25 protein-coding genes are annotated in these 24991 nt (G+C 71.5%); 16 read left to right on the forward strand and 9 right to left on the reverse strand.

Translation table 11 applies throughout. The annotated features are described in order from the left end of the window. Window positions 1–657 precede the first annotated feature (657 nt). A complete protein-coding gene (locus V7Q31_RS11430; RefSeq protein WP_333833987.1) occupies window positions 658–1590 on the reverse strand; it encodes a LysR family transcriptional regulator in 933 nt (310 codons plus the stop codon). A gap of 122 nt (window positions 1591–1712) precedes the next feature. On the opposite strand from V7Q31_RS11430, the gene V7Q31_RS11435 reads away from it, so the two are divergent. Genes V7Q31_RS11435 through speB form a run of 7 tightly spaced genes read left to right on the forward strand, consistent with a single transcriptional unit; the run spans window position 1713 to window position 7507 of the window. Continuing rightward, window positions 1713–2714, forward strand: a complete 1002-nt coding sequence (locus tag V7Q31_RS11435) for an ABC transporter substrate-binding protein (RefSeq protein WP_333833988.1) — start codon at window positions 1713–1715, stop codon at window positions 2712–2714. Window positions 2715–2723: 9 nt separating this feature from the next. Further along, window positions 2724–3476: an ABC transporter permease gene (locus tag V7Q31_RS11440; RefSeq protein WP_333833989.1), complete on the forward strand. Its 753-nt coding sequence runs from the start codon at window positions 2724–2726 to the stop codon at window positions 3474–3476. Then, a complete protein-coding gene (locus V7Q31_RS11445) occupies window positions 3473–4249 on the forward strand; it encodes an ABC transporter ATP-binding protein (RefSeq protein WP_333833990.1) in 777 nt (258 codons plus the stop codon). The genes V7Q31_RS11440 and V7Q31_RS11445 overlap by 4 nt, the downstream gene beginning before the upstream one ends. Before the next feature lie 5 nt (window positions 4250–4254). Next, on the forward strand, window positions 4255–5007 hold the full coding sequence (locus V7Q31_RS11450; protein WP_333834011.1) for an SDR family NAD(P)-dependent oxidoreductase: 753 nt from the start codon (window positions 4255–4257) through the stop codon (window positions 5005–5007). After that, on the forward strand, window positions 5004–5666 hold the full coding sequence (locus tag V7Q31_RS11455) for an SDR family NAD(P)-dependent oxidoreductase (RefSeq protein WP_333833991.1): 663 nt from the start codon (window positions 5004–5006) through the stop codon (window positions 5664–5666). Before V7Q31_RS11450 ends, V7Q31_RS11455 begins: the two co-directional genes overlap by 4 nt. Window positions 5667–5681: 15 nt before the next feature. Then, window positions 5682–6557, forward strand: coding sequence for a polysaccharide deacetylase family protein (locus V7Q31_RS11460; RefSeq protein ID WP_333833992.1), 876 nt, complete (start codon window positions 5682–5684; stop codon window positions 6555–6557). After that, entirely contained in the window at window positions 6554–7507 is a 954-nt protein-coding gene (gene speB / locus V7Q31_RS11465) for an agmatinase (protein WP_333833993.1), read from the forward strand. The genes V7Q31_RS11460 and speB overlap by 4 nt, the downstream gene beginning before the upstream one ends. A 15-nt stretch (window positions 7508–7522) precedes the next feature. Here speB and pncA read toward each other — a convergent pair whose 3' ends face one another. Next, complete coding sequence (gene pncA, locus V7Q31_RS11470) at window positions 7523–8248, reverse strand: bifunctional nicotinamidase/pyrazinamidase (RefSeq protein ID WP_333833994.1); 726 nt, start codon at window positions 8246–8248, stop codon at window positions 7523–7525. Between the two features lie 193 nt (window positions 8249–8441). Between pncA and V7Q31_RS11475 the strand changes: the two genes are divergently transcribed. Further along, entirely contained in the window at window positions 8442–8867 is a 426-nt protein-coding gene (locus V7Q31_RS11475; RefSeq protein ID WP_333833995.1) for a response regulator, read from the forward strand. 10 nt (window positions 8868–8877) lie between these two features. On the opposite strand, the gene nusB is transcribed toward V7Q31_RS11475, so the two are convergent. The 5 genes from nusB to V7Q31_RS11500 all read right to left on the reverse strand — a co-directional run bounded on the left by nusB (window position 8878) and on the right by V7Q31_RS11500 (window position 12973). Next, a complete protein-coding gene (gene nusB / locus V7Q31_RS11480; RefSeq protein WP_333833996.1) occupies window positions 8878–9360 on the reverse strand; it encodes a transcription antitermination factor NusB in 483 nt (160 codons plus the stop codon). Then, window positions 9357–9890 (reverse strand): 6,7-dimethyl-8-ribityllumazine synthase, encoded by a 534-nt coding sequence (locus V7Q31_RS11485; protein WP_333833997.1) that lies wholly within the window; start codon window positions 9888–9890, stop codon window positions 9357–9359. The genes nusB and V7Q31_RS11485 overlap by 4 nt, the downstream gene beginning before the upstream one ends. A gap of 3 nt (window positions 9891–9893) precedes the next feature. Beyond that, window positions 9894–11018 (reverse strand): 3,4-dihydroxy-2-butanone-4-phosphate synthase, encoded by a 1125-nt coding sequence (gene ribB, locus V7Q31_RS11490; protein ID WP_333833998.1) that lies wholly within the window; start codon window positions 11016–11018, stop codon window positions 9894–9896. Then, the gene (locus tag V7Q31_RS11495; RefSeq protein ID WP_333833999.1) at window positions 11011–11619 is read right to left on the reverse strand and encodes a riboflavin synthase; all 609 of its coding nucleotides are present in this window, start codon (window positions 11617–11619) and stop codon (window positions 11011–11013) included. Before V7Q31_RS11495 ends, ribB begins: the two co-directional genes overlap by 8 nt. Window positions 11620–12007: 388 nt before the next feature. Further along, window positions 12008–12973, reverse strand: coding sequence for a LysR family transcriptional regulator (locus V7Q31_RS11500; RefSeq protein ID WP_333834000.1), 966 nt, complete (start codon window positions 12971–12973; stop codon window positions 12008–12010). A gap of 438 nt (window positions 12974–13411) precedes the next feature. Between V7Q31_RS11500 and V7Q31_RS11505 the strand changes: the two genes are divergently transcribed. The 8 genes from V7Q31_RS11505 (at window position 13412) to V7Q31_RS11540 (ending at window position 23406) form a co-directional block, all read left to right on the forward strand. Then, the gene (locus V7Q31_RS11505) at window positions 13412–14449 is read left to right on the forward strand and encodes a TRAP transporter substrate-binding protein (protein WP_333834001.1); all 1038 of its coding nucleotides are present in this window, start codon (window positions 13412–13414) and stop codon (window positions 14447–14449) included. After that, window positions 14446–15054: a TRAP transporter small permease subunit gene (locus V7Q31_RS11510; protein ID WP_333834002.1), complete on the forward strand. Its 609-nt coding sequence runs from the start codon at window positions 14446–14448 to the stop codon at window positions 15052–15054. The genes V7Q31_RS11505 and V7Q31_RS11510 overlap by 4 nt, the downstream gene beginning before the upstream one ends. A 3-nt stretch (window positions 15055–15057) precedes the next feature. Beyond that, window positions 15058–16362, forward strand: coding sequence for a TRAP transporter large permease (locus V7Q31_RS11515; protein ID WP_333834003.1), 1305 nt, complete (start codon window positions 15058–15060; stop codon window positions 16360–16362). A 378-nt stretch (window positions 16363–16740) separates the two neighbouring features. Next, complete coding sequence (locus V7Q31_RS11520) at window positions 16741–17610, forward strand: PhnD/SsuA/transferrin family substrate-binding protein (protein WP_333834004.1); 870 nt, start codon at window positions 16741–16743, stop codon at window positions 17608–17610. Window positions 17611–17612: 2 nt separating this feature from the next. Next, window positions 17613–19034, forward strand: coding sequence for a sensor histidine kinase (locus V7Q31_RS11525; protein WP_333834005.1), 1422 nt, complete (start codon window positions 17613–17615; stop codon window positions 19032–19034). Next, window positions 19034–20257 (forward strand): sigma-54-dependent transcriptional regulator, encoded by a 1224-nt coding sequence (locus V7Q31_RS11530; protein WP_333834006.1) that lies wholly within the window; start codon window positions 19034–19036, stop codon window positions 20255–20257. The genes V7Q31_RS11525 and V7Q31_RS11530 overlap by 1 nt, the downstream gene beginning before the upstream one ends. 150 nt (window positions 20258–20407) lie before the next feature. Next, window positions 20408–20926: an arsenate reductase (azurin) small subunit gene (locus V7Q31_RS11535; RefSeq protein WP_333834007.1), complete on the forward strand. Its 519-nt coding sequence runs from the start codon at window positions 20408–20410 to the stop codon at window positions 20924–20926. A 14-nt stretch (window positions 20927–20940) separates the two neighbouring features. Continuing rightward, complete coding sequence (locus V7Q31_RS11540; RefSeq protein ID WP_333834008.1) at window positions 20941–23406, forward strand: arsenate reductase (azurin) large subunit; 2466 nt, start codon at window positions 20941–20943, stop codon at window positions 23404–23406. 45 nt (window positions 23407–23451) lie between these two features. On the opposite strand, the gene V7Q31_RS11545 is transcribed toward V7Q31_RS11540, so the two are convergent. Further along, the gene (locus tag V7Q31_RS11545) at window positions 23452–24303 is read right to left on the reverse strand and encodes a transglutaminase domain-containing protein (protein WP_333834009.1); all 852 of its coding nucleotides are present in this window, start codon (window positions 24301–24303) and stop codon (window positions 23452–23454) included. Next, the coding region (locus V7Q31_RS11550; RefSeq protein WP_333834010.1) for a permease at window positions 24300–24991 on the reverse strand (692 nt) is incomplete at its 5' end. The genes V7Q31_RS11550 and V7Q31_RS11545, both read right to left, overlap by 4 nt.

Here is a 24991-nt window from a genome sequence, read left to right on the forward strand (position 1 = left end):
CGTGGACCCGCTGATTAAGAGTCAGCTGCTCTACCAACTGAGCTACACACCCGCCTCGCCGACATCTATTGCGCGCACGCTCCGGGGCGCGCCCGGCGGCACGTCCGCGCTTCTCGACGACGGGCGCTCTCTAGCCGATCCGGGACTTGAGGACAAGCCCTCGCCTTCGGGTGGATCGTGAACGGAAGCGCTCGACGCGCCTGCGTTGCCGGACGGCTTACGGCGGCCTGAAAGCGCAGGCGAATCGGCGATCGTGAGAGATGGTCGCCGCGATCCGGACAGTGCGCGACTTATGCTGCGCGAACCGAGAAGGTTGGATCGCCCGGCCGGGAGCGGACACGCCACAGCCCCGAGCGTCAGGCGAAGGCGGCGCCGGAGGCGATCTGCGGCGAAGCGACGGTCGCCGAGTTGGCGAGCGAGCACGGTGCGCTGCGGCCGCTGATCGACGCGCGAGGCGACAGGCGAACGACGGCGGTCGTCCGGAATCCGCGACGCCCCCCCTGCAGCGCCTCCTCCCGCGGGCGGGCGAGATGGCCGATGACCTCCAGGGTCGCGGACGAGGCCGATCGGGGCGACGACATGCCCCGCTCTCGGCGGTTTCGCACCCAGACGCGCCGGTCGCGTTCGAAACGGCCCCGGCGCAGCGCGCCGGCCCCGTCAGCTCGGCGACGGCGCGAGAGGCGCGGTCGCCGCGCGGTCGGCCTCCGCGCGCAAGGCGTCGACGAAGGCGCGGCGCAGCGGCGCGCCTTCCCGGCGCGGATCGTAGGCGGCGAAGAAGCGCGAGACGAAGGACCAGTCCGCCGTCTTGACCGCCCGCATCCGCCCCGCCGCCTGCCAGACCGCGCCGCGATGGGCCGGGAGGAAGCCGACATAGCGGCCCGAGAGGATCAGGATCTCCTGCGCCTCCATGCTTCCCACGGTGGCGCGGGCGACGACGCGCCCGAGGCGGTAGGTGTCGTCGAAATGCATGTAACTGCGCACCGAGAAGGCCGCGGCGAAGAAGTCCTGCGGCCCGAGCGCCCGGTCCGGCCTCGCGAACCAGTCATGGTCCCGGCCGCAATAGAGGTGGTGGTTTTCGGCGGCGAGCTCCGCATAGGCCAGCCCCGGCATCGGCTGCAGCGCGGGGCCCACGACCACGTCCCGCGCGCCCTTGAGCAGCGAGTGCTGCAACCCCGCCGACGTGTCGGTGTCGAGCGCGATCTGCGCCTCGGGATGCGCCGCGGCGAAGCGCGCCACCGCCGCCGGCAGCCCCAGCGCCTCGAACGTGGTCACGCTGTCGATCACGCCGACGCGCAGGCGGACGGCGGGGCGGTCGTGGACGCGCTCCATCGTCGCCTCGAAGCGCTCGAGCCCGCGGAACAATTCCTGCGCGGCGGCGTAGGTGTCCTCGCCGGCGGGCGTCAGGCGGAAGCCCCCGCGGCCACGCTGGCAAAGCTTCGAGCCGAGCCGCGCCTCCAGCGTCGCGATGTGCCCCGACAGCGTGGATTGCGCGAGGTTGAGCGCGACCTGCGCGCCCTGAAAGCCGCCGCACTCGACCACGGCGCAGAAGATGCGCAGGAGGCGCAAATCCGTGTCCGACAGCCGCCGCATGGCCGCGCGCTCCTTCGTTTCGGGTTTTTCCGATGCGAGAGCCCGAGTTTTCGTCATTCCCCACAGCGCGGCAAGGCGGTTAACCTTCGGCAAATCGAGTTCACATCGAAGGAGCCCGACAGATGCACCGCCGCCCGTTCGCCGCAGCCGCCGCTCTCGCCGCGCTCGCCGCCGTCCCCGCCGCCGCGCAGGACAATGCGATCCGCGTACTCGCCCCCACCTGGGTCGGGTTCGCCCCTGCGCTGGTGGCGCAGGACCTCGGCTGCTACGCCGAAGAAGGCGTCAGCCTCGATTTCCGCTTCGAGGACGACCGCGCCAACGTCATGGCGGCGATGGAGCGCGGCGACATCGACGCCGACATGCGCACCATCGGCGAGCATCAGGGCCGCCCCCGCACGCCGGAGACGCCCGGAACCGTGATCGGGACCATCGACATCTCCGTGGGCGGCGACGGCGTGCTCGTGGATGGCTCGATCGCAAGCGTCGCCGACCTCAAGGGCCGGACTGTCGCCATCGAGCCGAACATCCCCGCCCGGCTGCTGCTGCAGATGGAGCTGGCGAAAGTCGGGCTGTCGATCAACGACCTCGACCTGCGCGAGATCGCGACCGCCGACACCATCGCCGTATTCGCCGACCCATCCATCGCCGCTGTGGGCACCTACGAGCCCTTCCTGAGCCAGGCGGCGCAGATCCTGACCGACCGCGCGCCGCGCGTGCTGGTCTCCTCGCGCGAGGAGCCCGACATCATCGTGGACATCGTCACCGCGCGCGACGCGGCGCTGGCGGAGAACCCGGGCAAGTTCGAAAGCCTGCTGCGCTGCATCTACCGCGCGGTGGACTTCCAGCGCGCCGAGCCCGCCCGCTTCGCCGAACTCGCCGCGCCCTATTTCGGCCTGACCCCCGCCGACATCACCGAGATCGTCGAGACCTCGCTCGCCTACACCACTTATGAGGAAGCAGTGGAATTCCTCGGAACGCCGGACGCGCCGGGCAAGCTGCACGCGGTGTTCGACCAGGTGATGGCGCTCAACCTCGACTTCGGCGCGGCGGATGTGAAGCTGGACGCGGCGGGCGAGATCGACCCCACCCTGCTCGACGGTCTGTTCGACGGTCACTCGCGCTGAGCGGCGGCGATGCCGGGCGGACGGGCGCTCGTCGGGGCCGCCGCGACGCTGGCGCTGCTGGCGGCGTGGGAGGCGGCGTCGCGCGGCGGGCTGGCCTCGCCGCGCTTCCTGCCGGCGCCGAGCACGGTGCTGGCCACGCTGGGCGCGATGATCGCCGAGCGCGACCTGCTGTGGCACGCCGGCGTCTCGACGCTGCGGGTCTGGGCCGCCTTCGGGCTCGCGGCGGCGATGGCCGTCCCCATCGGTCTCGCCATGGGCTCGTTCCGCTGGGTGGGCGCCGCGCTCGAGCCCATCGTGGACTTCATCCGCTACCTGCCCGTGCCCGCGCTCGTGCCGCTCTCGATCATCTGGTTCGGCGTCGGCGAGGAAACGAAGATCTTCCTGCTCTGGCTCGGCACGTTCTTCCAGCTGGTGCTGCTGGTGGCAGACGACGTGCGCCGCGTGCCGCAGGAGTTCCACGAGATCGCGATGACGGTGGGCGCGCCGGGCTGGCGGCGGCTGACCGACGTCGCGCTGCCCGCGATGTCGCCGACGCTGGTCGACAACATGCGGATCACGCTCGGCTGGTGCTGGACCTATCTCATCATCGCCGAGATCGTGGCCGCCGACAGCGGGCTCGGCTTCGTGATCTGGCAGGCGCGGCGCTTCTTCCAGACGCCGGAGGTGATGGCGGGCGTCGTCGCGATCGGGATCATCGGGCTCGCCACGGATCAGGCGATCCGCGCCTTGCACCGCCGCCGCTTCGGATATCTGGCGCGATGAGCTTCCTGCGCTTCGAGGGCGTCGCCAAGAGCTACGGCGCGGTCGAGATCGTCGCGCCCTTCGACCTCGACGTGGCCGAAGGCGAGCTGCTGGCGTTTCTCGGCCCGTCGGGTTGCGGCAAGACCACGCTGATGCGGATGGTGGGCGGGTTGGAGCGCCCGAGTTCGGGGCGCATCGCCTTGCGCGGCGAGACGCTGGGCCGGCCCGACCGGCGGCGCGGGATGGTGTTCCAGTCCTATTCCGCCTTTCCATGGCTGACCGTGGCAGGGAACGTCGCCTACGGGATGCGCTACCGGCGCGATCTGGATGCGGAGGCTAAGCGGGCGGCGACGGCGCGCCTGCTGGCGCTGGTCGGGCTGACCGAGTTCGCGGACGCCTATCCCAACCGCATCTCGGGCGGGATGCGCCAGCGCGTCGCCATCGCGCGCACGCTGGCGGCGGGCTCGGAGATCCTGCTGATGGACGAGCCCTTCGGCGCGCTCGACGCCCAGCGGCGCGAGCTGCTGCAACTGGCGCTGCGCCGCATCCAGCGCGAGGAGCGCAAGACCGTGATCTTCGTGACCCATGACGTCGAGGAGGCGGCGTTCCTCGCCGACCGGGTGATCGCCTTCTCCGCGCGCCCGGCGCGCATCCTCGAAATGGTCGACGTCGCCGGGCGGCTCGGCGCGGAGCGGACGCTGGAGACGCGCGAGACGGCGGATTTCTTCGCCCTGCGCAACCACCTGCTGCATCTGGTGCGCGGGGCCGGCGGGGCCGAGGGAGACGCGCCGTGAGCGCCATGGGTCTCGGCGGCGCCCGCGTGCTGGTGACCGGCGCGAGCCGCGGCATAGGCCTCGGCGTCGCGCGCGCCTTCGTCGAGGCCGGCGCGACGGTCTGGGCGCTGGCCGAGGACGAGGCCGCGCACGTCGCCGCGCGCGGGATCGGCGCGACCGGGCTGCGCGCCGACGTGACCGACGCGCAAGCGGTCGCGGCGGCGCTGTCGCAGGCGGGGTCGCTCGACGTGCTCGTGAACAACGCCGGGCTCGAGCGCATCACCCCCGCCGACGACGCCGCGCCCGATGCGCTGGCGCTGTTCCGCCGCATCCTCGACGTCAACGTGTTCGGCATGGCCGTGGTGACGGCGCAGGCCCTGCCGCAGCTCGCGCAGGGGGCGCGGATCGTCAACACCGCCTCGATCTGGGGCCGCGTCGCGGAACCGCTGTTCGGGGCCTATGTCGCCTCCAAGCACGCCGTGATTGGGCTGACCAAGACCTGGGCGAAGGAGCTGGGGCCGCGCGGCATCCGGGTCAACGCCGTGGCGCCGGGCTGGGTGCGAACCGATGCCTCCGTGCGCTCGGCCCGCGTGCTCGCGGCGCGCACTGGCGTCGGCGAGGGCGAGATCATCGCAGGCGTTGAGGCGGCGCAGGCGCTCGGCGGCGGGCTGATGGAGCCGGAGGACGTGACGGCGGCCTATCTGTTCCTCGCCTCGCCGCTCTCCGCCAACGTCACCGGTCAAACGCTCGGCGTGGACCGGGGGGAAGTTCCGTGGTGAAAGTCGCGCTCGTCACCGGAGCCGCGCGCGGCATCGGCGCGGCGACCTGCGCGGCGTTGCGGGCCGACGGATTCGAGGTGCGCGGGCTCGACCTCGCCGGGGCTGAGCTGACTGCGGACGTCTCCGACCCCGCCTCTGTCGCCGCAGCGCTCGCAGCCCTGCCGCGCATCGACGTGCTGGTGAACAATGCTGGCGTGATGATCGAGGGGCGGCTCGCCGACATGCCGCTCGCCGATCTCGACCGCATCCTCGCCGTGAACCTGCGCGGCCCCTTCGTCGTGGCGCAGGCGGCGCTGCCGCGCATGCCGAAGGGCGGGCGCATCGTCAACGTCTCCTCGGAGCTGGCGTTTCTCGGCCGCGCCGGGGCTTCGGCATATGCGGCGACCAAGGGCGGGGTGCTCTCGCTCACGCGGTCCTGGGCGCGGGAGCTGGCGCCCGACATCCTCGTGAACGCCGTCGCCCCCGGTCCGGTGGACACCGACCTGCTCGGCTTCGACGCGATGGACGACGCGGCGCGCGCGCTTGAGACCGCCAACCCGCTAGGCCGGATCGGGCGGCCCGAGGAGATCGCCGCCATGATCGCCTTCCTCGCCTCCGACCGGGCGAGCTTCGTCACCGGGCAATGCTTCTCCGCCGATGGCGGGGCGGCGATGCGCTGAGAGGGGAGACCGCACATGCTGCTTCATCCGCTGCCATGGCCCGGGGGCAAGCGCCTCGCCGCAGCCATCACCTTCGATGTGGACGCCGACAGCCTGATCCGCACCGCCCGGCCCGATGACGGCCATCTGCGCCTCGCCCCGGTCTCGATGGGCCGCTACGGGCCGACCGTCGCCGTCCCCCGCATCCTCGAGACCTACCGAAGGCTCGGACTGACCCAGACCTTCTTCATCCCCGGCTGGGTGATGGAGACCTACCCCGCCGCCGTCGAGGCGATCCTGAAGGACGGCCACGAGATCGGCCACCACTCCTGGCGCCACGAGGACCCTATGGGTCACTCCGACGCGCGCGAGGCCGAGCTGTTCCACCGCGCGCTGGAGACGCATGTCCGCATGACCGGCCGCAAGCCCCGCGGCTATCGCGCGCCGGTCTACAACGCCACGCCCGGGGTGATCGGCCGTCTGATCGCGGAGGGCTTCCTCTACGACAGCTCGCTGATGGCCGACGAGATGCCCTATCTGCTGCGCGCGCCGCAGGGCGAGCTGATCGAGCTGCCGCCGCATTGGGGCGCCGACGACTGGCCGCCCTTCGCCCATTTCGAGGAGATCGGCTATCTGATGCCGGTGCGCGCGCCTTCGGACGGTCTGCGCGCCTTCTTCGAGGAATACGAGGCGGCGCGCGCCGTGGGCGGCTTCTGGATGCCGGTGCTGCACCCGTTCCTCACGGGCCGGCTCGCGCGCTGGGCCGCGATGGAGGCGTGGCTTGAAGCAGTCCTCGAGCGCGGCGAGGCGTGGTTCGCGCCGCTGGAGGAGATCGCCCGCCACGCCGCCGCCCACCGCGACAAGCTGCGCACGGACGATATAGGCTTTCCCGAACAAGGACCCGAGCGATGAGCCACGGCTACCAGAGCGGCCGGCTGAACCTGCCTTTCGTCGGCATCGCGACCTTCGCGAAGTCGCCCTACCAGCCCGACTGGAGCGCCATCGACGCCGATGTGGCGGTGCTTGGCGCGCCGTTCGACTTCGGCACCCAGTGGCGGGCCGGGGCGCGCTTCGGGCCGCGGGCGGTGCGCGAGGCGTCCACCCTGTTCTCCTTCGGCCATGCCGGCGCCTACGACCATGAGGACGACGTCACCTATCTCGAAGGCGTGCGGATCGCCGACATCGGCGACGCCGACATCGTGCACACCGACACGCTCGCCAGCCACGCCGCCATCGAGGCGGGCGTGCGCGCGATCCTGAATTCCGGCGCGCTGCCCGTGGTCATCGGCGGCGACCACTCGATCAACATCCCCTGCCTGCGCGCCTTCGAGGGGCGCGGGCCGATCCATGTCGTGCAGCTCGACGCGCATCTCGACTTCGTGGACGAGCGCCACGGCGTGCGCTTCGGCCACGGCAACCCGATGCGCCGGGCCGCCGAGCTTCCCTTCGTCTCGGGTCTCTCGCAATTCGGCATCCGCAACGTCTCCTCCACGGCGAAGGAAGGCTACGAGGCGGCGCGCGCGATGGGATCGGACATCCTGTCGGTGCGCCAAATCCGCAAACTCGGGATCGAGGCGACGCTGGCGCGGGTGCCCGCCGGGGCGAAGGTCTATCTCACCATCGACATCGACGGTTTCGACCCCTCCATCGCGCCCGGCACCGGCACGCCCTCGCATGGCGGGTTCCTCTATTACGAGGTGCTGGAATTCCTCGCGGGGCTCGCGCGGCGCTGCGAGATCGTCGGCGTGGACCTCGTGGAGGTCGCGCCGGATTACGACCGCGACGGCACCACCGCGATCCTCGCCGCGCAGATCCTGCTCAACCTGATCGGGCGGATCATGCACGACCGCCGGTCGCGCTGACCCCCGCCGCGCCGCTCAGCCGGGCAGCTCGGTCGCGGAAATCCGGCGCACGCCGAGCGCGTCCATCTCGGCCCAGGCCCGGTCGAGCGAGCCGCCGAGGTCGATGGCCCGGCAGCCCTCCTCGACGACATAGGTCTCAAGCCCGGCGCGCGCGGCGTCCTGCGCCGTCCAGCTTACGCAGAAATCGGTGGCCAGCCCCATCAGCACCGCCCGCGTCGCGCCGCGTTCGCGCAGATAGCCGCCGAGGCCGGTCGGCGTGGTGCGGTCGGCTTCGAGAAAGCCCGAATAGCTGTCGACTTCCGGGCGATAGCCCTTGCGGATGATGGTCTGGGCGTGCGGGACGTCGAGCGCGGGGTGGAACTCGGCGCCGGGCGAGCCCCATGTGCAATGGTCGGGCCACAGGACCTGCGGCCCGTACGGCATCTCGACCATCTCGAAGGGCTGCTTGCCCGGATGGCTGGAGGCGAAGGAGGAATGGCCCTCGGGGTGCCAGTCCTGCGTGAGGACCACATTGCCGAACCGCGTCGCCAGCGCGTTGCAGACCGCCACGACCTCGTCGCCCGCCGGCACGGCGAGCCGCCCGCCGGGGCAGAAATCGACCTGGACGTCAACGAGGATCAGGACTGTCGCGTCGTCGATCGCGGGGCCGCTCCGGGCGAGAGCGCGCGTCGAGGCCGCCGCGCTCAGCACCGCCGCGCCCGCGATCACGCCCCGTCGGTTGATCTGAATGTCCTGCGTCATCGCGCGCCCTCCCGCTGTCACAGTCTGCGAGGGTGCAGGCTCGGGCCGGGGCCTGTAAAGTCGAATCGACGAGCGGCGGCTGCGCGCCCGGCCGCTCCGCGCGGGCGCAAAACTTCGGGATCGGGCGATTCGGTCGTTGTGCGCCGCGTCGCAGCGCGCGTAACCTGACAACGCTTGGGTCGGGAGCGGCGGAATGGATGGAACTGAAGCGCAGTGCAGATGCGGCGCTCAGGGAGCGACGGTTCGGCCTCTCGACGGGCGGCGAGTGCTGATCGTCGAGGATTCTCCCGCCTTCCAGGGCGCCCTCGCGGCGATGGCGCGCGCGCTGGGCGGAGCGGAGACGATCGTCGGCACCGGCGAAGCGGGCCTGCGCGAGTTCGCGCGCGGCGGCTACGACCTCGCGATCGTCGACATCGACCTGCCCGACATGTCCGGCGCCGAGGTGATAGCGCAAGTCCGGGGCGGCGCGGCGGCGCTGCTCGCAGTCTCGGCCCATGCCGAGCCGCAGGACGCGCCGGACGCCGACCATTTCGAAGCCAAGCCTATCGCCCGCCTCGCCGATTTCGAGAGCGCGGTGCGCCGGGCGCTGGAAGGGCGCGACGCGCGACGGGAGGGCTGAACGCGCAGGCTCAGCCTTGCCCGGCGAAGGCCTCGGGCCTGACCTCGCGCGCCATGTGGTCGAGCACTGCATTGACGAATTTCGCCTCGCGGCCCGCGTCGAAGAACGCCTTGGCGACGTCGACGAACTCGCTGATCGCGACTTTCGGCGGCGTGTCGCAGGTCAGAAGCTCGGCCCCTGCGGCGCGGAACAGCGCGCGGAGCGTCGGGTCGATGCGGCCGAGCGGCCAGCGTTCGACCAGCGCGTCGTCGGTCAGCCGGTCGATGCGCCCCTGCGCTTCGACCGCCGCGCGCAGCAGCGCGCGAAACAGCGGCAGGTCGGCCTCGCGATATTGCGCGCCCTCGATCTCGGCGCCGTTCCAGCCGGTCTCGAACTCCGATTCCGCATCCGCCAGCGACCCGCCGGTCAGCTCCATGCGGTAGAGCGCCTGCACGGCGGCCAACCGCGCCGCCGAGCGGCGCAGCCGGGCCTCGTCGCGGCTCGGCCTCGTCACGCGACGCCTCCGCCGCCCGGCTCGCCGGCGAAGCGCACCAGCGGCTCGTTGAGCTCGTAGCCGGAGGGCTCGGCGAAACGCCGGCGCAGCGCGATCAGATGCAGCGCCGCCGCTGCGGCGCCGCCGCCCTTGTCCATGCCGTTGGGGTCGGCGCGGGCGAGCGCCTGCGCTTCGGTCTCGCAGGTGAGCACGCCGTTGCCGACGCACGCCCCCCGCTCGACGCCGAGCAGGGTGATCGCCCGCGCGCTCTCGGCGCAGACGAGGTCGTAATGGCTGGTCTCGCCCCGCAGCACGCACCCCAGCGCCACGAAGCCGTCGAAGCGGCGCTCCGCGAACCGGATCGCCGGACCGATTTCGAGCGCGCCGGGCACTTCGACCAGCGCATGCGTCGCGCCGAAGGCGTCGAGCACGGCGCGCGCCCCGGCCAGCAGCTGCGCGGCGATCTCGGCGTAATAGGGCGCCGAGACGATCAGCAGGCGCGGGGGCGCGTCGAAACGGGGAAGCGGCAGCGCGCCGTCCTGGATGGGCATGGCTCAGCTCTCGCTCGCGGGAATGGGTCGCGTATCTATGACAGTCAGCCCATACCCCTCAAGGCCGACGATGCGCATCGGCGGAGAATTCGTCAGCAGGATCATCTCGCGCACGCCGAGCGCGCCGAGAATCTGAGCGCCGACGCCATACTGGCGCAACGCCTTCGGCGAGGCCCCGCGCGGGCGCAGCCGGTCGGTCAGCGCATTGGCCGAGATGTCGCGCAGCAGCACCACGCAGCCGCGCCCCTCGCGCGCGATGGCGCGCATCGCCGCCGGCACCTGGCCCGCGCGCGCCGGGTTCGCGCCGAGCACGTCGTCGATCAGGTCGAGCACATGCATCCGCACCAGCACCGGGCCGGGCAGGGACAGGTCGCCCTTGACCAGCGCCATGTGCTCGGCGCCGTCGGGCGCGTCGCGGAACACCCGCAGCATCCAGTCGCCGCCGAAGCTGCGGATCGTCTCGACCGCCGTCTCGCGCACGAGGTTGTCGCAGCGGCGGCGATACCCGATCAGGTCCGAGATCGCCCCGATGCGCAGATTGTGGCGCTGGGCGAAGGCGATCAGGTCGGGCAGCCGCGCCATGGTGCCGTCGTCGTTCATGATCTCGCAGATCACGCCCGAGGGGTTGAGGCCGGCGAGACGCGCGATGTCGACCGCCGCCTCCGTATGGCCCGCGCGCACCAGCACCCCGCCCTCGCGCGCGCGCAGCGGGAAGACATGGCCGGGGGTGGCGAGGTCCTGCGGGCCGCTCTCGGGATTGATCGCGACGGCGATGGTGCGCGCGCGGTCATGCGCCGAGATGCCGGTGGTCACGCCCTCGCGCGCCTCGATCGAGACGGTGAAGGCGGTCTCGTGGCGGCTCTGATTGGCGGCGGCCATCAGCGGCAGGCCGAGCCGGTCGATGCGCTGGCCCGTCATCGCGAGGCAGATCAGCCCGCGCCCATGCGTCGCCATGAAGTTGATCGCGTCGGGCGTCGCCATCTGGGCCGGGATCACGAGGTCGCCCTCGTTCTCGCGGTCCTCGTGGTCGACGAGGATGAACATGCGCCCGTTGCGCGCGTCCTCGATGATCTCCTCGATGGTGGACAGGAAATCGGCGTCGCTGTCGGCGCGCGTCGCGTCAGCCATCGGCCATGGTCTCCCGCAGCCGCGCGACATAGCGCGCCAGCACGTCGATCTCGAGATTGACCCGCCGCCCCCGCGTCAGCGCGTCGAAAGTCGTCCAGGCGCGGGTGTGGGGGATGAGGTTCACGCCGAACCGCGCGCCCTCGACCTCGTTGACGGTCAGCGAGGCGCCGTCCACCGCGATCGAGCCCTTGGGCGCGATGAAGGGGGCGAGGACAGGGGGCGCCTCGAAGCTCACGCGCAGGCTGTCGCCCTCGGGGCGCGTCTCGATGACGACGCCGACGCCGTCGACATGGCCGCTCACGATATGCCCGCCGAGCTCGTCGCCGACTTTCAGCGCGCGTTCGAGATTGACCCGCCGCCCGGTCGTCCAGTCGCCGAGCGTGGTCTTCGAGAGCGTCTCGGCGGAGGCGTCGACGTCGAACCATGCGCGCCCGCCCTCGGCGCCGCGATCCACGACCGTCAGGCATACGCCGTCGCAGGCGATGGAGGCGCCCAGCGCGATGCCGTCGGCGGGATAACGGCACAGAATGCGCGCGCGCAGGTCGCCGCGCCGCTCCAGAAAGCCGATCTCGCCCACATCGGTGATGATGCCCGTGAACATGCGCAACCCCGCCTGGTTTCGCGGCGAGGCTTAGAGCGCGCGGCGTGGCGCGGCAAGGGCGGGCGCCCGCCTCAGCCGTCGTCGGCGACCGACGCGATCCCGATGCGCCGCCCCTCCGCAGCCCCGCCATCGCGCCGCCGCGCTCCTGCTCGAGACCGACGACGACTGGGCCGCCGCCCGGCGCGTCCGGTGGCGGGCGACGGGGCGTTTCGCGCGCTGGAGTGATCTGAGCCCGCCAAATTGGACCGCGTGAAGCTAGAGTTTTCCGCGGCCCCGCGGCCCCGCGCCCCCTGGCCCGAGCGCCGCCCGCGCCTCGGCGGCGACGATCTCGGTCGCGAATTCGGTCGTGTCGCCGTTCAGCGCCGTCGGGCGCATGGGCGCAACTCCGTCAGCCATGGGACAGGCGCGGCGACGGGGGCGATCCGGCCGCGGCGCGCTCGTGGAGCTGGCGCATGTCGCCGACGAGGCGGCGCAACCAGCGGTGGGTGGGCGAGTGGTGCATCCGCTCGTGCCAGAGCTGGTAGAAGCGGATGCTGGGATAGGCGACCGGCGACTCGACGATGGCGAGGTCCAGCACCCGGGCGAAATGCTCGGCGAAATGGCGCGTCGCCGTGAAGACGAGGTCGGTGCCGGGCAGCAGGTAGGGCGCCATCGAGAAATAGCCGACAACGATGCGCCGGTCGCGCTGCAGCTTCAGCCCGCCCAGATAGGTCTCGACCACGCCCCGATGGGCGATGGCGTAGTCCGAGGGCGCGATATGCGCCGCCGCCAGATAGACCTCCGGCGTGGGCGGCTCGCGCGTGAAGGGATGCTCGCGGTCCACGAGGCAGACGAAGCGGTCCTCGAACAGCGTCGAGATGCGCAGATAGGGGGGCGGCGTCGGCCAGTTGCTGATGACGATGTCCGCTGTGCCCGAAGCCAGCGCCCCCTCGAAATCGTATTCCGGCCCCAGCGCCCGGATCACCAGCCGCGCCATCGGCGCGCGGGCGCGGAACTCGCGCATCACCCCGTTCAGCAGCAGCGGCAGGATGTGGTCGGGCATTGCGATGGTGAAGGTCTGGCGGCAGGCGGAGGGGTCGAAATCCTCCGGCGCCACCAGCAGCCCGTCGATTTCGGCCAGCGCCTGCGCCGCGCCCTCGCGCAGCGCCCTGCCCCGCTCGGTCGCGGCCATGCCGCCCTGCGCGCGCACCAGCAGCGGGTCGCCGAAGATCTCGCGCAGCTGGCGCAAGATGAGGCTGGCGGCGGGCTGCGACACGCCCAAACGATGGGCGGCGCGCGTCACGCCGGCCTCGTCCACCAGCACGACGAGGGCGCGCAGCAGTTCGGCGGTCAGCGGGTTATGGGACAGCCGCATGGAGCCTCTCCTGCGCCGGTCACGCTCATATCGGTACGCTGATGATAGTGGATCGCCCGTCCCCGAGGCGAGCCCCTTTCGCCGCCGCGGTCGCCCTGCCCGGCGCGCGGCGGCGGACGAAAAAGCGATTCGGGCGGCCGCCGCGTCTCGGACGGCGGGCCAGCATCCTCAACTGCTAAAGAATAAAGCATTTACTGCGCAAGTTTCGCGCATCTCGGATTTGCTGCGGACAGGCCGGCCCGCGGCGGGAAATGCGGATCACCACCGACTCCGCAAGATATCGGTTGACCGCCAGCGGCTTGGCGCGCCTCGTCCGACGTCAGGGACGATCATATCGGATCGCTTATGACAAGCATCAGCGATCTCGAATATCCACACCCTCGCGCGGAGCTTAGGACAGTCGACGAGCCCCAACTTTCTCGCCGGAGACCCCAACCCATGCGCCAAGCCCTTCGCCCGCTCGCCGCCGCCCTCGCCTTCGCGGCGCTCTCCCAGCCCGCCGCGGCGCAGAGCCTGCGCTGGCTCACGCAGACCCAGCCGCAGAACGCCCAGTTCCCAATCGAGTCGGCGGCCATCGCCGAGGCGACGGCGTCGGGCTTCGCGGTCGAGCGCAACGAGTTCCAGGCGCTCGGCATCAACCTCGCCGACGCGCTGCGCATGGTCGGTTCGGGCGCGTTCCAGATCGTCACCACCCAGGTCGGCAGCGTGGCGCGCGACGACGCCTTCCTCGAGGGCATCGACCTGATCGGCGTGGCCACCGACATGGTCGAACTGAAGACCGCGGTGGACGCCTATCGCGAGGTGTTCAACGTCCGCCTCGGCGAGCGGTTCGGCGTCAAGGCGGTGGCGATCTGGCCGTTCGGCCCGCAGGTCTTCTTCTGCAACCAGCCCATCGAGTCGCTCGCCAGCCTGCAGGGCCTGAAGGTGCGCTCCTTCACCGCCTCGATGTCGACGCTGCTGACCGAGCTCGGCGCGACGCCCGTGACGCTGAGCTTCCCCGAAGTCTATCCCGCGCTCCAGCGCGGCGTCGCCTCCTGCGGCGTGACCTCGCCGACCTCGGCCAACACCGGCAAATGGCCGGAGGTCACCACCCATCTCATGCCCCTGTCGGTGTCCGGCTCGGTGCAGGCCCACATCGTGAACCTCGCCTGGTACGAGGCCCTGGCTCCCGAGGCCCGCGAGAAGCTCGATGGCGCGCTCGCGGCCATGGAGGCGGGTCTCTGGGAGCTGGCGACCACCACCAACGACACCGCCAAATCCTGCAGCACCGGCGGCGACTGCCCGGCGGGAGGCATCTACACCGCCTACCAGATGACGCTGGTCCCGGTGACCGAAGCCGACAAGCGACGCGTCGCCGAGATCGCGCTCGCCAAGGTTCTGCCCGACTGGGCCGCCCGCTGCGAGGCCTCCTATCCCGACTGCGCCGCCACATGGAACTCCACCATAGGCGCGGCCCGCGGCCTCACCATCGAATGAACCGGTCGCCCGCTGGGGCGCCCGGCGCCCCCCTGGCCTTGCGGGTGGTCGAGGCTCTCGCCACCGCCATGGCCCTCGCTTCAGGCGTCGCCGTGGCGCTGCTGGCGTTGCTGATCGTCTATGACATCGTGGCCCGCGACCTGTTCCGACATTCCGTTCAGGGCGCGGACGAGCTCGGCGGCTACACGCTGGCGCTGGTCGGCTCGCTCGGCCTTTCGCACACGTTGCTGCGGCGCGGCCATCCGCGCATCGACGTGGCCTTCGGCCTGTTCCCGGCGAAGATGCGCGCCGTCCTGCATGTGCTGGCGCTGGGGACCATGGCGGCCTTCGCGCTGTTCATGACCGTCCACGCGCTCGGCGAACTCGGCGAGGCGCTGCGCTTCAACGCCGTCACCAACACCCCGCTCCAGACCCCGCTCTGGGTCCCGCAGGGGCTATGGGCCTTCGGAACCGGCTTCTTCGCCCTGACCGCCACGGTGCTGACCGTCCACGCCGCCCTGCTGCTGCGCGAGGACCCGCGCCGGGCCGCCGCGCTCTACGGCCCGGTGACGGTCGAGGAGGAGGTTCGCGAGTACACGGGCGACGCGCCCGCAAGGGAGTTCTGAGCCATGCTGGGCATCGAGGGCGCCGCGCTCGGCTTCGGCCTGCTGCTCCTGCTGCTGTTCTTCGGCCTGCACATCGCAACCGCCCTGTTCGCGGTGGCGGCGCTGGGGTCGTGGTGGTTCTTCGGCGACGCCATGTTCCGCCCCTTCGGGGTGATGATGTGGGGCACGCTGAACAATTTCCTGCTGGTGGCCATCCCGCTCTTCGTCTTCATGGGCGAGGTGCTGGTGCGCGGCGGCGTCACCGAGCGGATGTATCTGGCGCTGTCGCTGTGGCTCAATCGCCTGCCGGGCGGCTTGCTGCACACCAACATCGCGGCCTCGACCGTATTCGCGTCCATCTCGGGCTCGTCGGTCGCCACGGCCGCCACCATCGGCACTGTGGCCTTTCCGACCTTCCGCCAGCGCGGCTACAGCGAGGCGTGGGTGTCCGGCACCGTCGCCAGCGGCGCGACACTGGGCATCCTGATCCCGCCCAGCATCAACCTCATCATTTACGGGGCCATCGCCAACACCTCGATCGGGGCCCTGTTCGCGGCGGGCGTGCTGCCCGGTCTGATGCTCGCGACGCTGTTCATGGGCGTGATCGTGCTGTGGTGCTCGTTCGACGCCTCCATCGCCGGCCGCCCCGAGAAGATGGCCCCCTGGCCCGAACGGCGCGCGCGGTTGAAGGACCTGCTGCCGCCGCTGGCGATCTTCTTCTTGGTCATGGGGAGCATCTACGCCGGCTTGGCCACGCCCACCGAGGCCGCGGCCGTGGGCGTAGTCGCGGCGCTGGCGCTGGTCGGCGCGACGGGACGCCTCAGCCTGTCGATGTTGCGCGAGTCGCTCCTGTCCACCGTTTCCACCACGGCGATGACGCTGCTCATCCTCGTCGCGGCCTTCTACCTGAACTTCGTGATCGGCGTGCTGGGAGTTCCGGCGCAAGTCTCGGCCTTCGTTTCGGGCTTCGACGTGTCGCCGTTGACGATGGTGCTGCTGCTGGTGCTGCTCTACCTGCTGCTCGGCTGCTTTCTGGACGCGCTGGCGATGATGATCGCGACCATACCCATCGTCTGGCCCATCGTTCAGCACCTCGGCTACGACAGCGTATGGTTCGGCATCTTCCTCGTGCTGATGTGCGAGATGGCGCTGATCACGCCGCCGGTCGGCATGAACCTCTATGTGGTGCAGAGCGTGCGCGGCCGCGGCTCCATCGGCACGGTGATCCTCGGCGTGCTGCCCTTCCTCGGCTGTATCCTGCTGGTGGTGGCGCTGATCTCGGCGTTCCCGGGCGTCGTCGGCTGGCTGCCTGGCCTCTCGGCGAAATGACCCGCTTTGCGTCCCCGGTCCGGCCTCCGCCCGCCGTCTCGGTCCTTCCTCTCGATTTCCGGCCCAAAGGGCGCGGAGCCGCATACGCGAGCCGAGGCGATCATGATCTGTCGCTGCGATGGCGAGCGACGGGATTTTCGGGGCCGACGACGAATGGCGCCTCCGACGCCGAGACCTGCGGATCGCGGGCTTGGCCGAGCTCGGTGCGCGGGTTTCCGAGACGCGATCCCTCATCCCCAGCGCCAAGGCCGCATGACCGTGGCCGCCCCGCCCACACCCGGAATCTCCACCTCATCGACGGACGCGACCCCCGCCAGCCGACGACCGCGTTGAAGCCCGGCGCCGTCCGCCTCTAGTGTTGGCGCGCTGGAGGGACGGATGGACGGAGCAGTCACGCGGCGGCGGGTCGTCTGGTGCGGGCTCGCCGCGGCGCTGGCCACGGCGCGGAACGCGGCGCGCGCTGGGGCGCCGGACGCCTTCCGGCTGGGCCTAACGCCCGTCTTTCTCGACAACGACGCCGAGGTGGTCGGGCGCCTCCGCGCGGCGCTCGGCGAGCGGATGGGCGGGCCGGTCGATCTGGTGCAGCGGCGCAGCTATCAGGAAGTCACCGGCCTCCTGCTCGAAGGCGCGATCGACGCCGCATGGCTCTGCGGCTACCCCTATCTGCAGCATGAGGACGCGCTCGCGCTGATCGGCGCGCCGGTCTGGCGCGGACGGCCGCTCTATCGCTCCTATCTGATCGCCGCAGCCGGCGATCCGGCCAAGGGTCTCGCCGATCTGGCGGGCGGGTCGCACGCCTTCTCCGACCCCGACAGCAATTCCGGCTGGCTCGTCACCGCATCCGATCTCGCCCGCATGGGCGCGCGCCCCGACGCCTTCTTCGCCCGCGCGATCTTCACCTGGAGCCACCGCAACGTGGCGCGCGCGGTGGCGAGCGGGCTGACGCGGTCGGGCAGCGTCGACGGTTACGTCTGGGAAGCTCTCGCAGCGGCGGAGCCCGCGCTCGCCTCGCGCACGCGGGTGATCGCGCAGTCCGAGGAGCTCGGCTTCCCGCCCTTCGTCGCGCGGCGCGACCGGATCGACCGCCCCGAGATCGCGGCCTTCCGCGAGGCGCTGCTCTCGCTCGCGGGAACCGAGGCGGGGCGGGCGGCGCTCGCGCTCCTCCATCTCGACGGCGTGGCGGAGGGCGACCGGGCGCTTTACGACGGGATCGCCGCGCGGATGCGCGACGTCGCGGGATTGCGTTGAGGATGCGCGCGCTCGGCCGCCTGCCGCTCGCCCTGCGCGCGCCGCTGCTGGCGGCGGGGCTGATGGTGCTGGTCGGCTTCGTCGCCTCGCAGCAGGTGCTCTCGGCGCTGTCGCGCGCGCAGGAGGCGCGGCTGGCCGAACTCGCCCGGCTGCATGTGGACGGGCTCTCGGTCGCGCTCGGCCCCGCCGTGCTGCGGCGCGATGTCTGGGAGGTCTACGACACGCTCGACCGCGCGGCGAACGCGCAGGAGGGCCGGCGGATGCGCATGACCGCCGTCGCCGACGAGACGGGCCGCGTGCTGGCGGCGAGCGACCCGCTGCGGGCCCCGACCGACGCGCAGCTCGCGGCGCTGGCGGAGGGCGCGCAGCCGCTCGACGCCGTGGCGCTGTCGGCGGAGGCGCGGATACGGGTGCTCGCCCCGCTGGCCTATCAGGGGCGGGCGGTCGGCGCGATCCTCACCGAACTCGACGTCTCGGACCTCGTGGCGGAGCGGCGCGAGGCCATGCTGCTGCTCCTGCTCGGCAATGCGGTGGCCACCGGCGGGCTGGCGCTCGCCGGCTATCTCGCGATGCGCCGCGCGCTGCGGCCGCTCGCGCAGCTCAGCGAGCGCATGGGCGCCGACGGCGGCGCCCCCGGCGCGATCCCCGAGACCGAGTTTCCGCGCGGCGACACCGAAGTCGCGCGCCTGTTCCGCACCTATAACGGCATGGTCGAGGCGATCGCGGCGCGGGCCGACGCCGAGCGCCGCCTCGCCTCGCGCGAGCGCTTCGTCAGCCTCGGGCGGCTGGCCTCCTCGCTCGCCCACGAGATCAACAATCCGCTCGGCGGCATGCTCGCCGCCGTCGACACGGTCGAGCGCTACGCCGACCGGCCCGACACGGTGCGCGCCTCGGCGGCGCTGCTCGCGCGCGGGCTGCGGCGGCTGCGCGACGTGGCGCGGGCGGCGCTCGACCACAACCGCCTCGACGCCGAGGAAGCGCCGCTCGGCGCGCTGGATTTCGAGGATCTGCGGCTGCTGGTCTCGCCCGAGATCGCGCGCCTCGGCCAGAGGCTCGGCTGGAGCGTGCGCGCCGACGACCTCGCGCTCGGGGCCCTGCCCGCGGCCAAGATGCGCCAGATCGCGCTCAACCTCCTGCTCAACGCCTCCGCCGCCGCGGGGCGCGACGGGGCGATCTCGCTCGACGTGGCGGCGGAGCCGGGCGCAGTCCGGCTCGTAGTGCGCGACGATGGGCCGGGGCTCGACCCGGCGGCGCGGGCGCGGCTGCTCGACGACGGACCCGCGCCCGAGGGCGGCGGGCTCGGGCTGCGGATCACGCGGGACCTCGTCCGCGGGCTCGGCGGGCGCATCGAGCACAGCCGCGAGGCGGGCGAGACCGTCATCGCCGTGATCGCGCCGCGGGCGGACGCCGAGGCGGCGGCCTGATGCTGCGCGGGCGCCGCATCGTCCTGATCGAGGACGACGAGATCATGGGCGCGGCGCTCGCGCAGCGGCTGGAGCTCGAAGGCGCGCAGGTGGTCTGGCGGCGGCAGGCGTTGCGGGGCTTGCACGCCGTGCGCACGCCGGCCGCGCCTGTGGATGCGGTGGTTTGCGACATCCTGCTGCGCGACGGCACCGGCGAGGAGCTGTTCGCGAAGCTCAGCCGCGAGGCGGCGCCGCCGCCCTTCCTGTTCATCACCGCGCAGGCCGGGGTCGATCAGGCGGTGCGGCTGCTGCGGGCCGGCGCCGCCGACTATCTCGCCAAACCCTTCGAGATGGACGTCTTTCTGGAACGGCTCGCGCGGCTGATGGCGCCCCGCCCTGCAGTCGAGACCGAACCGCTGCTCGGCGTCTCGCCCGCGGCGCAGGCAGTCGAGGCGATGGCGGCGAAGGCGGCGGTCGAGGATCGGCCCGTGCTGCTGCGCGGACCAAGCGGGGTCGGGAAAGGTCTGCTCGCGCGCCGCATCCACGCCTTGTCGGACCGTCGCGCCGCGCCATACGCGGAGGTGGACGCGCGGCGCGGGGCCGACCCGGAGGCGGCGCTGTTCGGCCCCGACGGCGCGTTGGCGCAAGTGGGCGAGGGCGTGCTGCATCTCGCCGCCCTCGGCCGCCTGCCGCGCCCGGCGCAGGACCGGCTCGTCGCCGCGCTCGCCGCCGATCCGCCCTTCCGCGTCGTCGCCTCCTGCGGGCTCGGCATCGACAGGCGGATCGCGGCGGGCGGCTTCCGCGCCGACCTCTTCTATTGCTTCGCCGCGCGCGAGATCGCCGTCCCGCCGCTCGCCCAGCGGCCCGAGGACGCGCTCTGGCTGCTCCGCCAGCTCTTCCCGCACTTCAACGCCCGCCGCGAAGCGCCGCTCTCGGGGTTCTCGGAACTCGCCGAGCAGGCGGCGCTCGGCCATGAGTGGCCGGGAAACGGGCGCGAACTGCGCGCCCGCCTTGCGCGCGCGGTGGAGATGGCGGCGGGGCCGTGGCTCTTTCCCGCCGACCTCTTTCCCGAAATGCAGGCGCAGGAGGCGTTCCGCACGCTCGGCGAGGCGCGCGACGCGGCGGAGCGGTCGCAGATCCTCGCGGCGCTGGGGCGCACCGGCGGGCAGACGACCGAGGCGGCGCGGCTGCTGGGCGTGTCGCGCACGACGCTCTGGGAGAAGATGCAGAAGCTCGGGCTTTAGCGGCGCCGCGCGTTCGGATTTCCGAACGCGCGAAATCTCGGCGCGATCGCAACGCGCTACCGCGTTGCGTCATGCAACCCAAGCCCGTAGCGGGCCCCGCCGCCGGCTCTTACCCTTCCCGAAAAAGCAAGCATCGGGAGGAAGCAAGCCATGAAATGCGACCGTCTCGTCGACGCTGGTCGGCGACAGTTCCTGCGCGGGAGCGGCGTCGCCGCCGTCGGCGCTGCGGCGACCGCCGCGCTCGGCTCGGAGGCGAAGGCGCAGACCGCCCTCGCCCGCGTCGAGACCCCTTCGATCCGCCTCGCCAATCTGGCTGATCTGACGGTGAACGAGCCGCTCGACATCGCCTATCCGGACGCCGACAGCCCCGGCGTGCTGCTCAAGCTCGGGACCGCCGTCCCCGGCGGCGCGGGGCCGGACGGCGACGTGGTCGCCTTCTCCGTGCTCTGCCCGCACAAGGGCTGGCTGCTCAGCTACAACGCGGACGACAAGACCCTCAACTGCCCCGGCCACCATTCTCGCTTCGACTGCGAGGCGGGCGGCCAGCAGGTCTGGGGGCATGCGACGCAGAACCTGCCGCAGTTCGCGCTGCGGGTGGACGAGAGCGGCGACATCCATGCCGAAGGCGTGGACGAGCTGATCTACGGCCGCCTGTCCAACGTGCTCTGAGGGAGGGAAAAGCGATGGCTTTCAAGCGCCAGGTCGATCGTCTGCCGATCATCCCAGCAGACGCGCAGGAATTCAACGTCACCTGCCACTATTGCATCGTCGGCTGCGGCTACAAGGCCTACACATGGCCGATGAACCGCCAGGGCGGAACTGCGCCGGGACAGAACAAGTTCGGCGTGGACCTCTCGCAGCAGCAGAGCCTCGAGACCGAGGCCTGGTATGCGCCCTCGATGTACAACATCGTCCGCCAGAACGGGCGCGACGTGCATCTCGTCGTCAAGCCCGACCAGAACTGCGTCGTCAATTCCGGCCTCGGCTCGATCCGCGGCGCGCGCATGGCCGAGAACCGGCCGAGCCGCGTCACCGGCACGCAGGCGCAGCGCCTCTCCGACCCGCTCGTCTGGCGCAACGGCGTCTGGCAGCCGACCTCGTGGGACGACGCGCTCGACCTCGTGGCGCGGGTCACCGCGCGGGTGGTCACCGAAGGCTCCGAGGACGATCTGGTCGTCTCCATGTTCGACCATGGCGGCAGCGCCGGCGGCTACGAGAACACCTGGGGCACCGGCAAGCTCTACTTCCAGAGCATGAAGGTGAAGAACTGCCGCATCCACAACCGCCCGGCCTACAACTCCGAAGTCCATTCCTCGCGCGACATGGGCGTGGACGAACTCAACTACGCCTACAGGGACTACACCCTCACCGACACGATCTTCATGCTCGGCGCCAACAGCATGGAGACGCAGACCAACCTCTACCTCAACCACATGGCGAAGGGGTTGCAGGGCGGCGCGCGCATGGTCGTCGTCGATCCGCGCCGCACCCTCACCATCGCTTCGTCCGAGCAGTTCGCCGGCACGGACAACGTGCTGCACCTGGCGATCAAGGAGGGGACCGACCTCGCGCTGTGCAACGCGATCCTGACCGAGATCGTGGACAAGGGCTGGATCGACCGCGACTTCATCGCCGCCTCGACCTATCCCCAGGGCGTCGCGGTGGCCGAGGACGAGGCGCATCCCGCGTCCCTCGGCGCCCTCGAGCACGCGATGACCGCCTGCCGGATGTCGCTCGACGAGGCGGCGGAGATCTGCGGCGTGCCGGCGGCGGACATCGCCAAGGCGGCGGCGTGGATCGCCGAGCCCAAGGCCGACGGGTCGCGCCGCAAATGCGTGACCGCCTATGAGAAGGGCATCATCTGGGGCAACGACAACTACCGCACCATCGGCGCCATCTTGAACATCGGGCTCGCCACCGGCAACATCGGGCGCGAGGGCGGCGGCGTGTGCCGGCTCGGCGGCCATCAGGAGGGCTATTTCCGCCCGAACGAGGCCCATGTCGGCCGGCCCGCGGAATATGTCGACCAGTTCCTGATCCGGGGCCTCGGCGGCGTCCACCACATCTGGGCCTGCGACCACTACAAGACCACGCTCAACGCCTCCGAATACAAACGCGTCCACAAGCGCCGGTCGGACATGGTCAAGGACGCCATCGACGCCGCCGCCGGCGGGACGCGCGAACAGGTGGTCGACGCCATCGTCTCGGCGATCAACGCGGGCGGGCTGTTCGTGGTGGATGTGGACATCATCCACAGCCAGATCGGCCAGAACGCGCACGTCATCCTGCCGGCCTGCGAATCCAACGAGATGAACCTCACCTCGATGAACGGCGAGCGGCGGCTGCGGCTGTCGGAGCGCTACATGGACCCGTTCGGCAACTCCAGGCCCGACTGCCTGATCGCCGCCGGGCTGGCCCAGCACATGGAGCGCGTGCTGCGCGAGATGGGGAACGACGCCTACGCCGACCAGTTCAAGGGCTACGACTGGGCGAGCGAGGAAGACGCCTTCATGGACGGCTACCATACCGGCAACCCCGAAGTGACCTATGACCGCCTGCGCGCCATGGGCAATGACGGGGTGCAGGAGCCGGTGACGGGCTTCGCCGACGGCAAGCTGGTCGGCACCGAGCGGCTCTATGCCGACGGCCGCTTCACCCGGCATGGCCGCGAGGACGGCAAGGCGCTGTTCTGCGCGGCGGGCTGGCGCGGCTGGCAGGCGCCGGGCAAGGCGCGCGAGCAGGCGGCGCACCGGTTCTGGATCAACAACGTCCGGGCCAACATCTTCTGGCAGAACCAGTTCCTCGATCAGAAGAACGACTTCGTGCAGGACCGCTACCCCCACCCCTTCGTCGAGATGCACCCCGACGACATGGTGGAGCTGGGCCTCAACCCCGGCGACCTGCTCGAAATCATCAACGACAACGGCGTGACGCAGGGGATGGCTTATCCGATGCCTACGCTCAAGCGGAACACCGTGGCGATGGTGTTCGGCTCGCCCGCGGGCAGCCAGGGCAACGTGGTCAACCCCGGCGTCAACGAGCTTGTGCTGCCCGACTACAAGCATTGCTGGGGCGACATCCGCAAGATCGCCGACGCGACGGATCAGACGCTCAAGGTCTCCTTCAAGGGCCACGAAGCCGTGCTCTGACCCTGCCCTGGGCCTCGCCCCGGCGCCGCGCCGGGGCGGGCGCCTTCACAGCGCCCGGATTTCCCGTTGGTCGAGTTCCGCGACGCCCCCGCCCGGCAGCAGCCAGACCGGCTCGCCCAGAAGCTTCAGAACGAACTCGCCATCGGCGGTCGCGAAGCGGTGACCCATCGAATGGCTGATCAGCGCGCGCCGGCCCGGCCTTGGGTTGAGGGCCGGGCGCACCGGATCGAGCCCGGCCTTGATGTGGTGCGCGATGTCCCAGTCGAGCATCTCGCCGTCACAGCGCGTCGCCACCCAGCAATGGCCGTCGACGCAGCGGTCGACCTTCTCGGCGGGGAAGAAATACCCGTAGAGATAGGCCGCCTCGTAGCCCGCCGCGCGCAGGGAGGCGACGAGATAGGTGTTGATGTCCACGCAAGAGCCCGCCGCGACCCCGCAGCCGAGATAGGGCACGGCCGCGCAGCCGTCGTTGAAGCGGGTCTCGGGGTGGTCGTAGGTGAAGCGGGCGCGCGCCTCGGCGACGAGCGCCGCGATCCCCGCCGCGCCGCCGCCCGAAGCCTCGGCGATGGCGCGCGAGGCGGTCGCAAGGTCGTCGGCGGCTTCGGTCCAACGGCTGCGTCGCGGGCGGAAGGCGGCATCGGGGTAGCGCGGCGCGTCGGGCGCGGGAGCGTAGCGCCAGGTCAGCATCACCGGCCCGCCGGTTTCCGGCGCGATCAGCGCCGCCTGCTGCCCGGTTTCGAGTTCGGCGAGCGTCTCGACGATCCGCCCATCTTCGACCGATAGCCCAGCGACCGAGCCCAGCGACGACGCCAGCCCGAGCGGCGCCAGCAGCCGCGCTCCGGGCGCGGGCGGCGGAGCGGTTACGACCCGCACCGCCGCGATGGGCGCGTCGCTCACTGGAACGCTTGGAAGATCAGCCCCGCCGCCAGCGAGCCGGCGAAGGCGAAGCCGAGATAGAGGGCGAACACCTCCCGCTTCGCCAGCGCCCAGACTGCGATCGCCGCCGGGATGGAGGACACGCCCCCCGCCACGAGGAAGGCGAGCCCCGCGCCGGGCGCCATGCCTTGTTCGAGAAGCCCCGAGACGAGCGGCAGCGCGGCGTAGCCGTTGAGATAGGCGGGCACCCCGACCAGCGTCGCGAGCGCGATGGGCGCGAGGCCCTCGCCGCCCAGCAGCCCGGCCACGGCCTCGGCAGGGACATAGGCGAGCATCAGACTCTCCAGCAGAAAGGCGAGGGTGAGCCATTTGCCGAGAAACAGCGCCGATTTGAGCGCCTCGCGGCCGAATTTCTCGCGCCGCGCCGCCTCGCGCCAGAACGCCCAGACCGGCGGCTTGGGGTTGCGGATCTTCGCTCCGCCGCAACCGCCGTTCCCCACGCCCGCGCGCAGCGGATCGGTCAGCCAGCCGCCGCGCCCCAGCGCCAGCACGCCGAAGCCGCCGAAGAGCCCCAGCCCGATGGCCGCGAGCGTCTTGGCGACGGCGAAGTCGAAGCCGAGCGCGCCCGCAGTGAGCGCGAACATCGCCGGGTCCATCACCGGCGAGGCCAGCCAGAACGCCATCACCGGCGCCAGCGGCACGCCCATCG

This window comes from Rubrimonas sp. (genome assembly GCF_036788415.1).
Taxonomy (GTDB): domain Bacteria; phylum Pseudomonadota; class Alphaproteobacteria; order Rhodobacterales; family Rhodobacteraceae; genus Rubrimonas.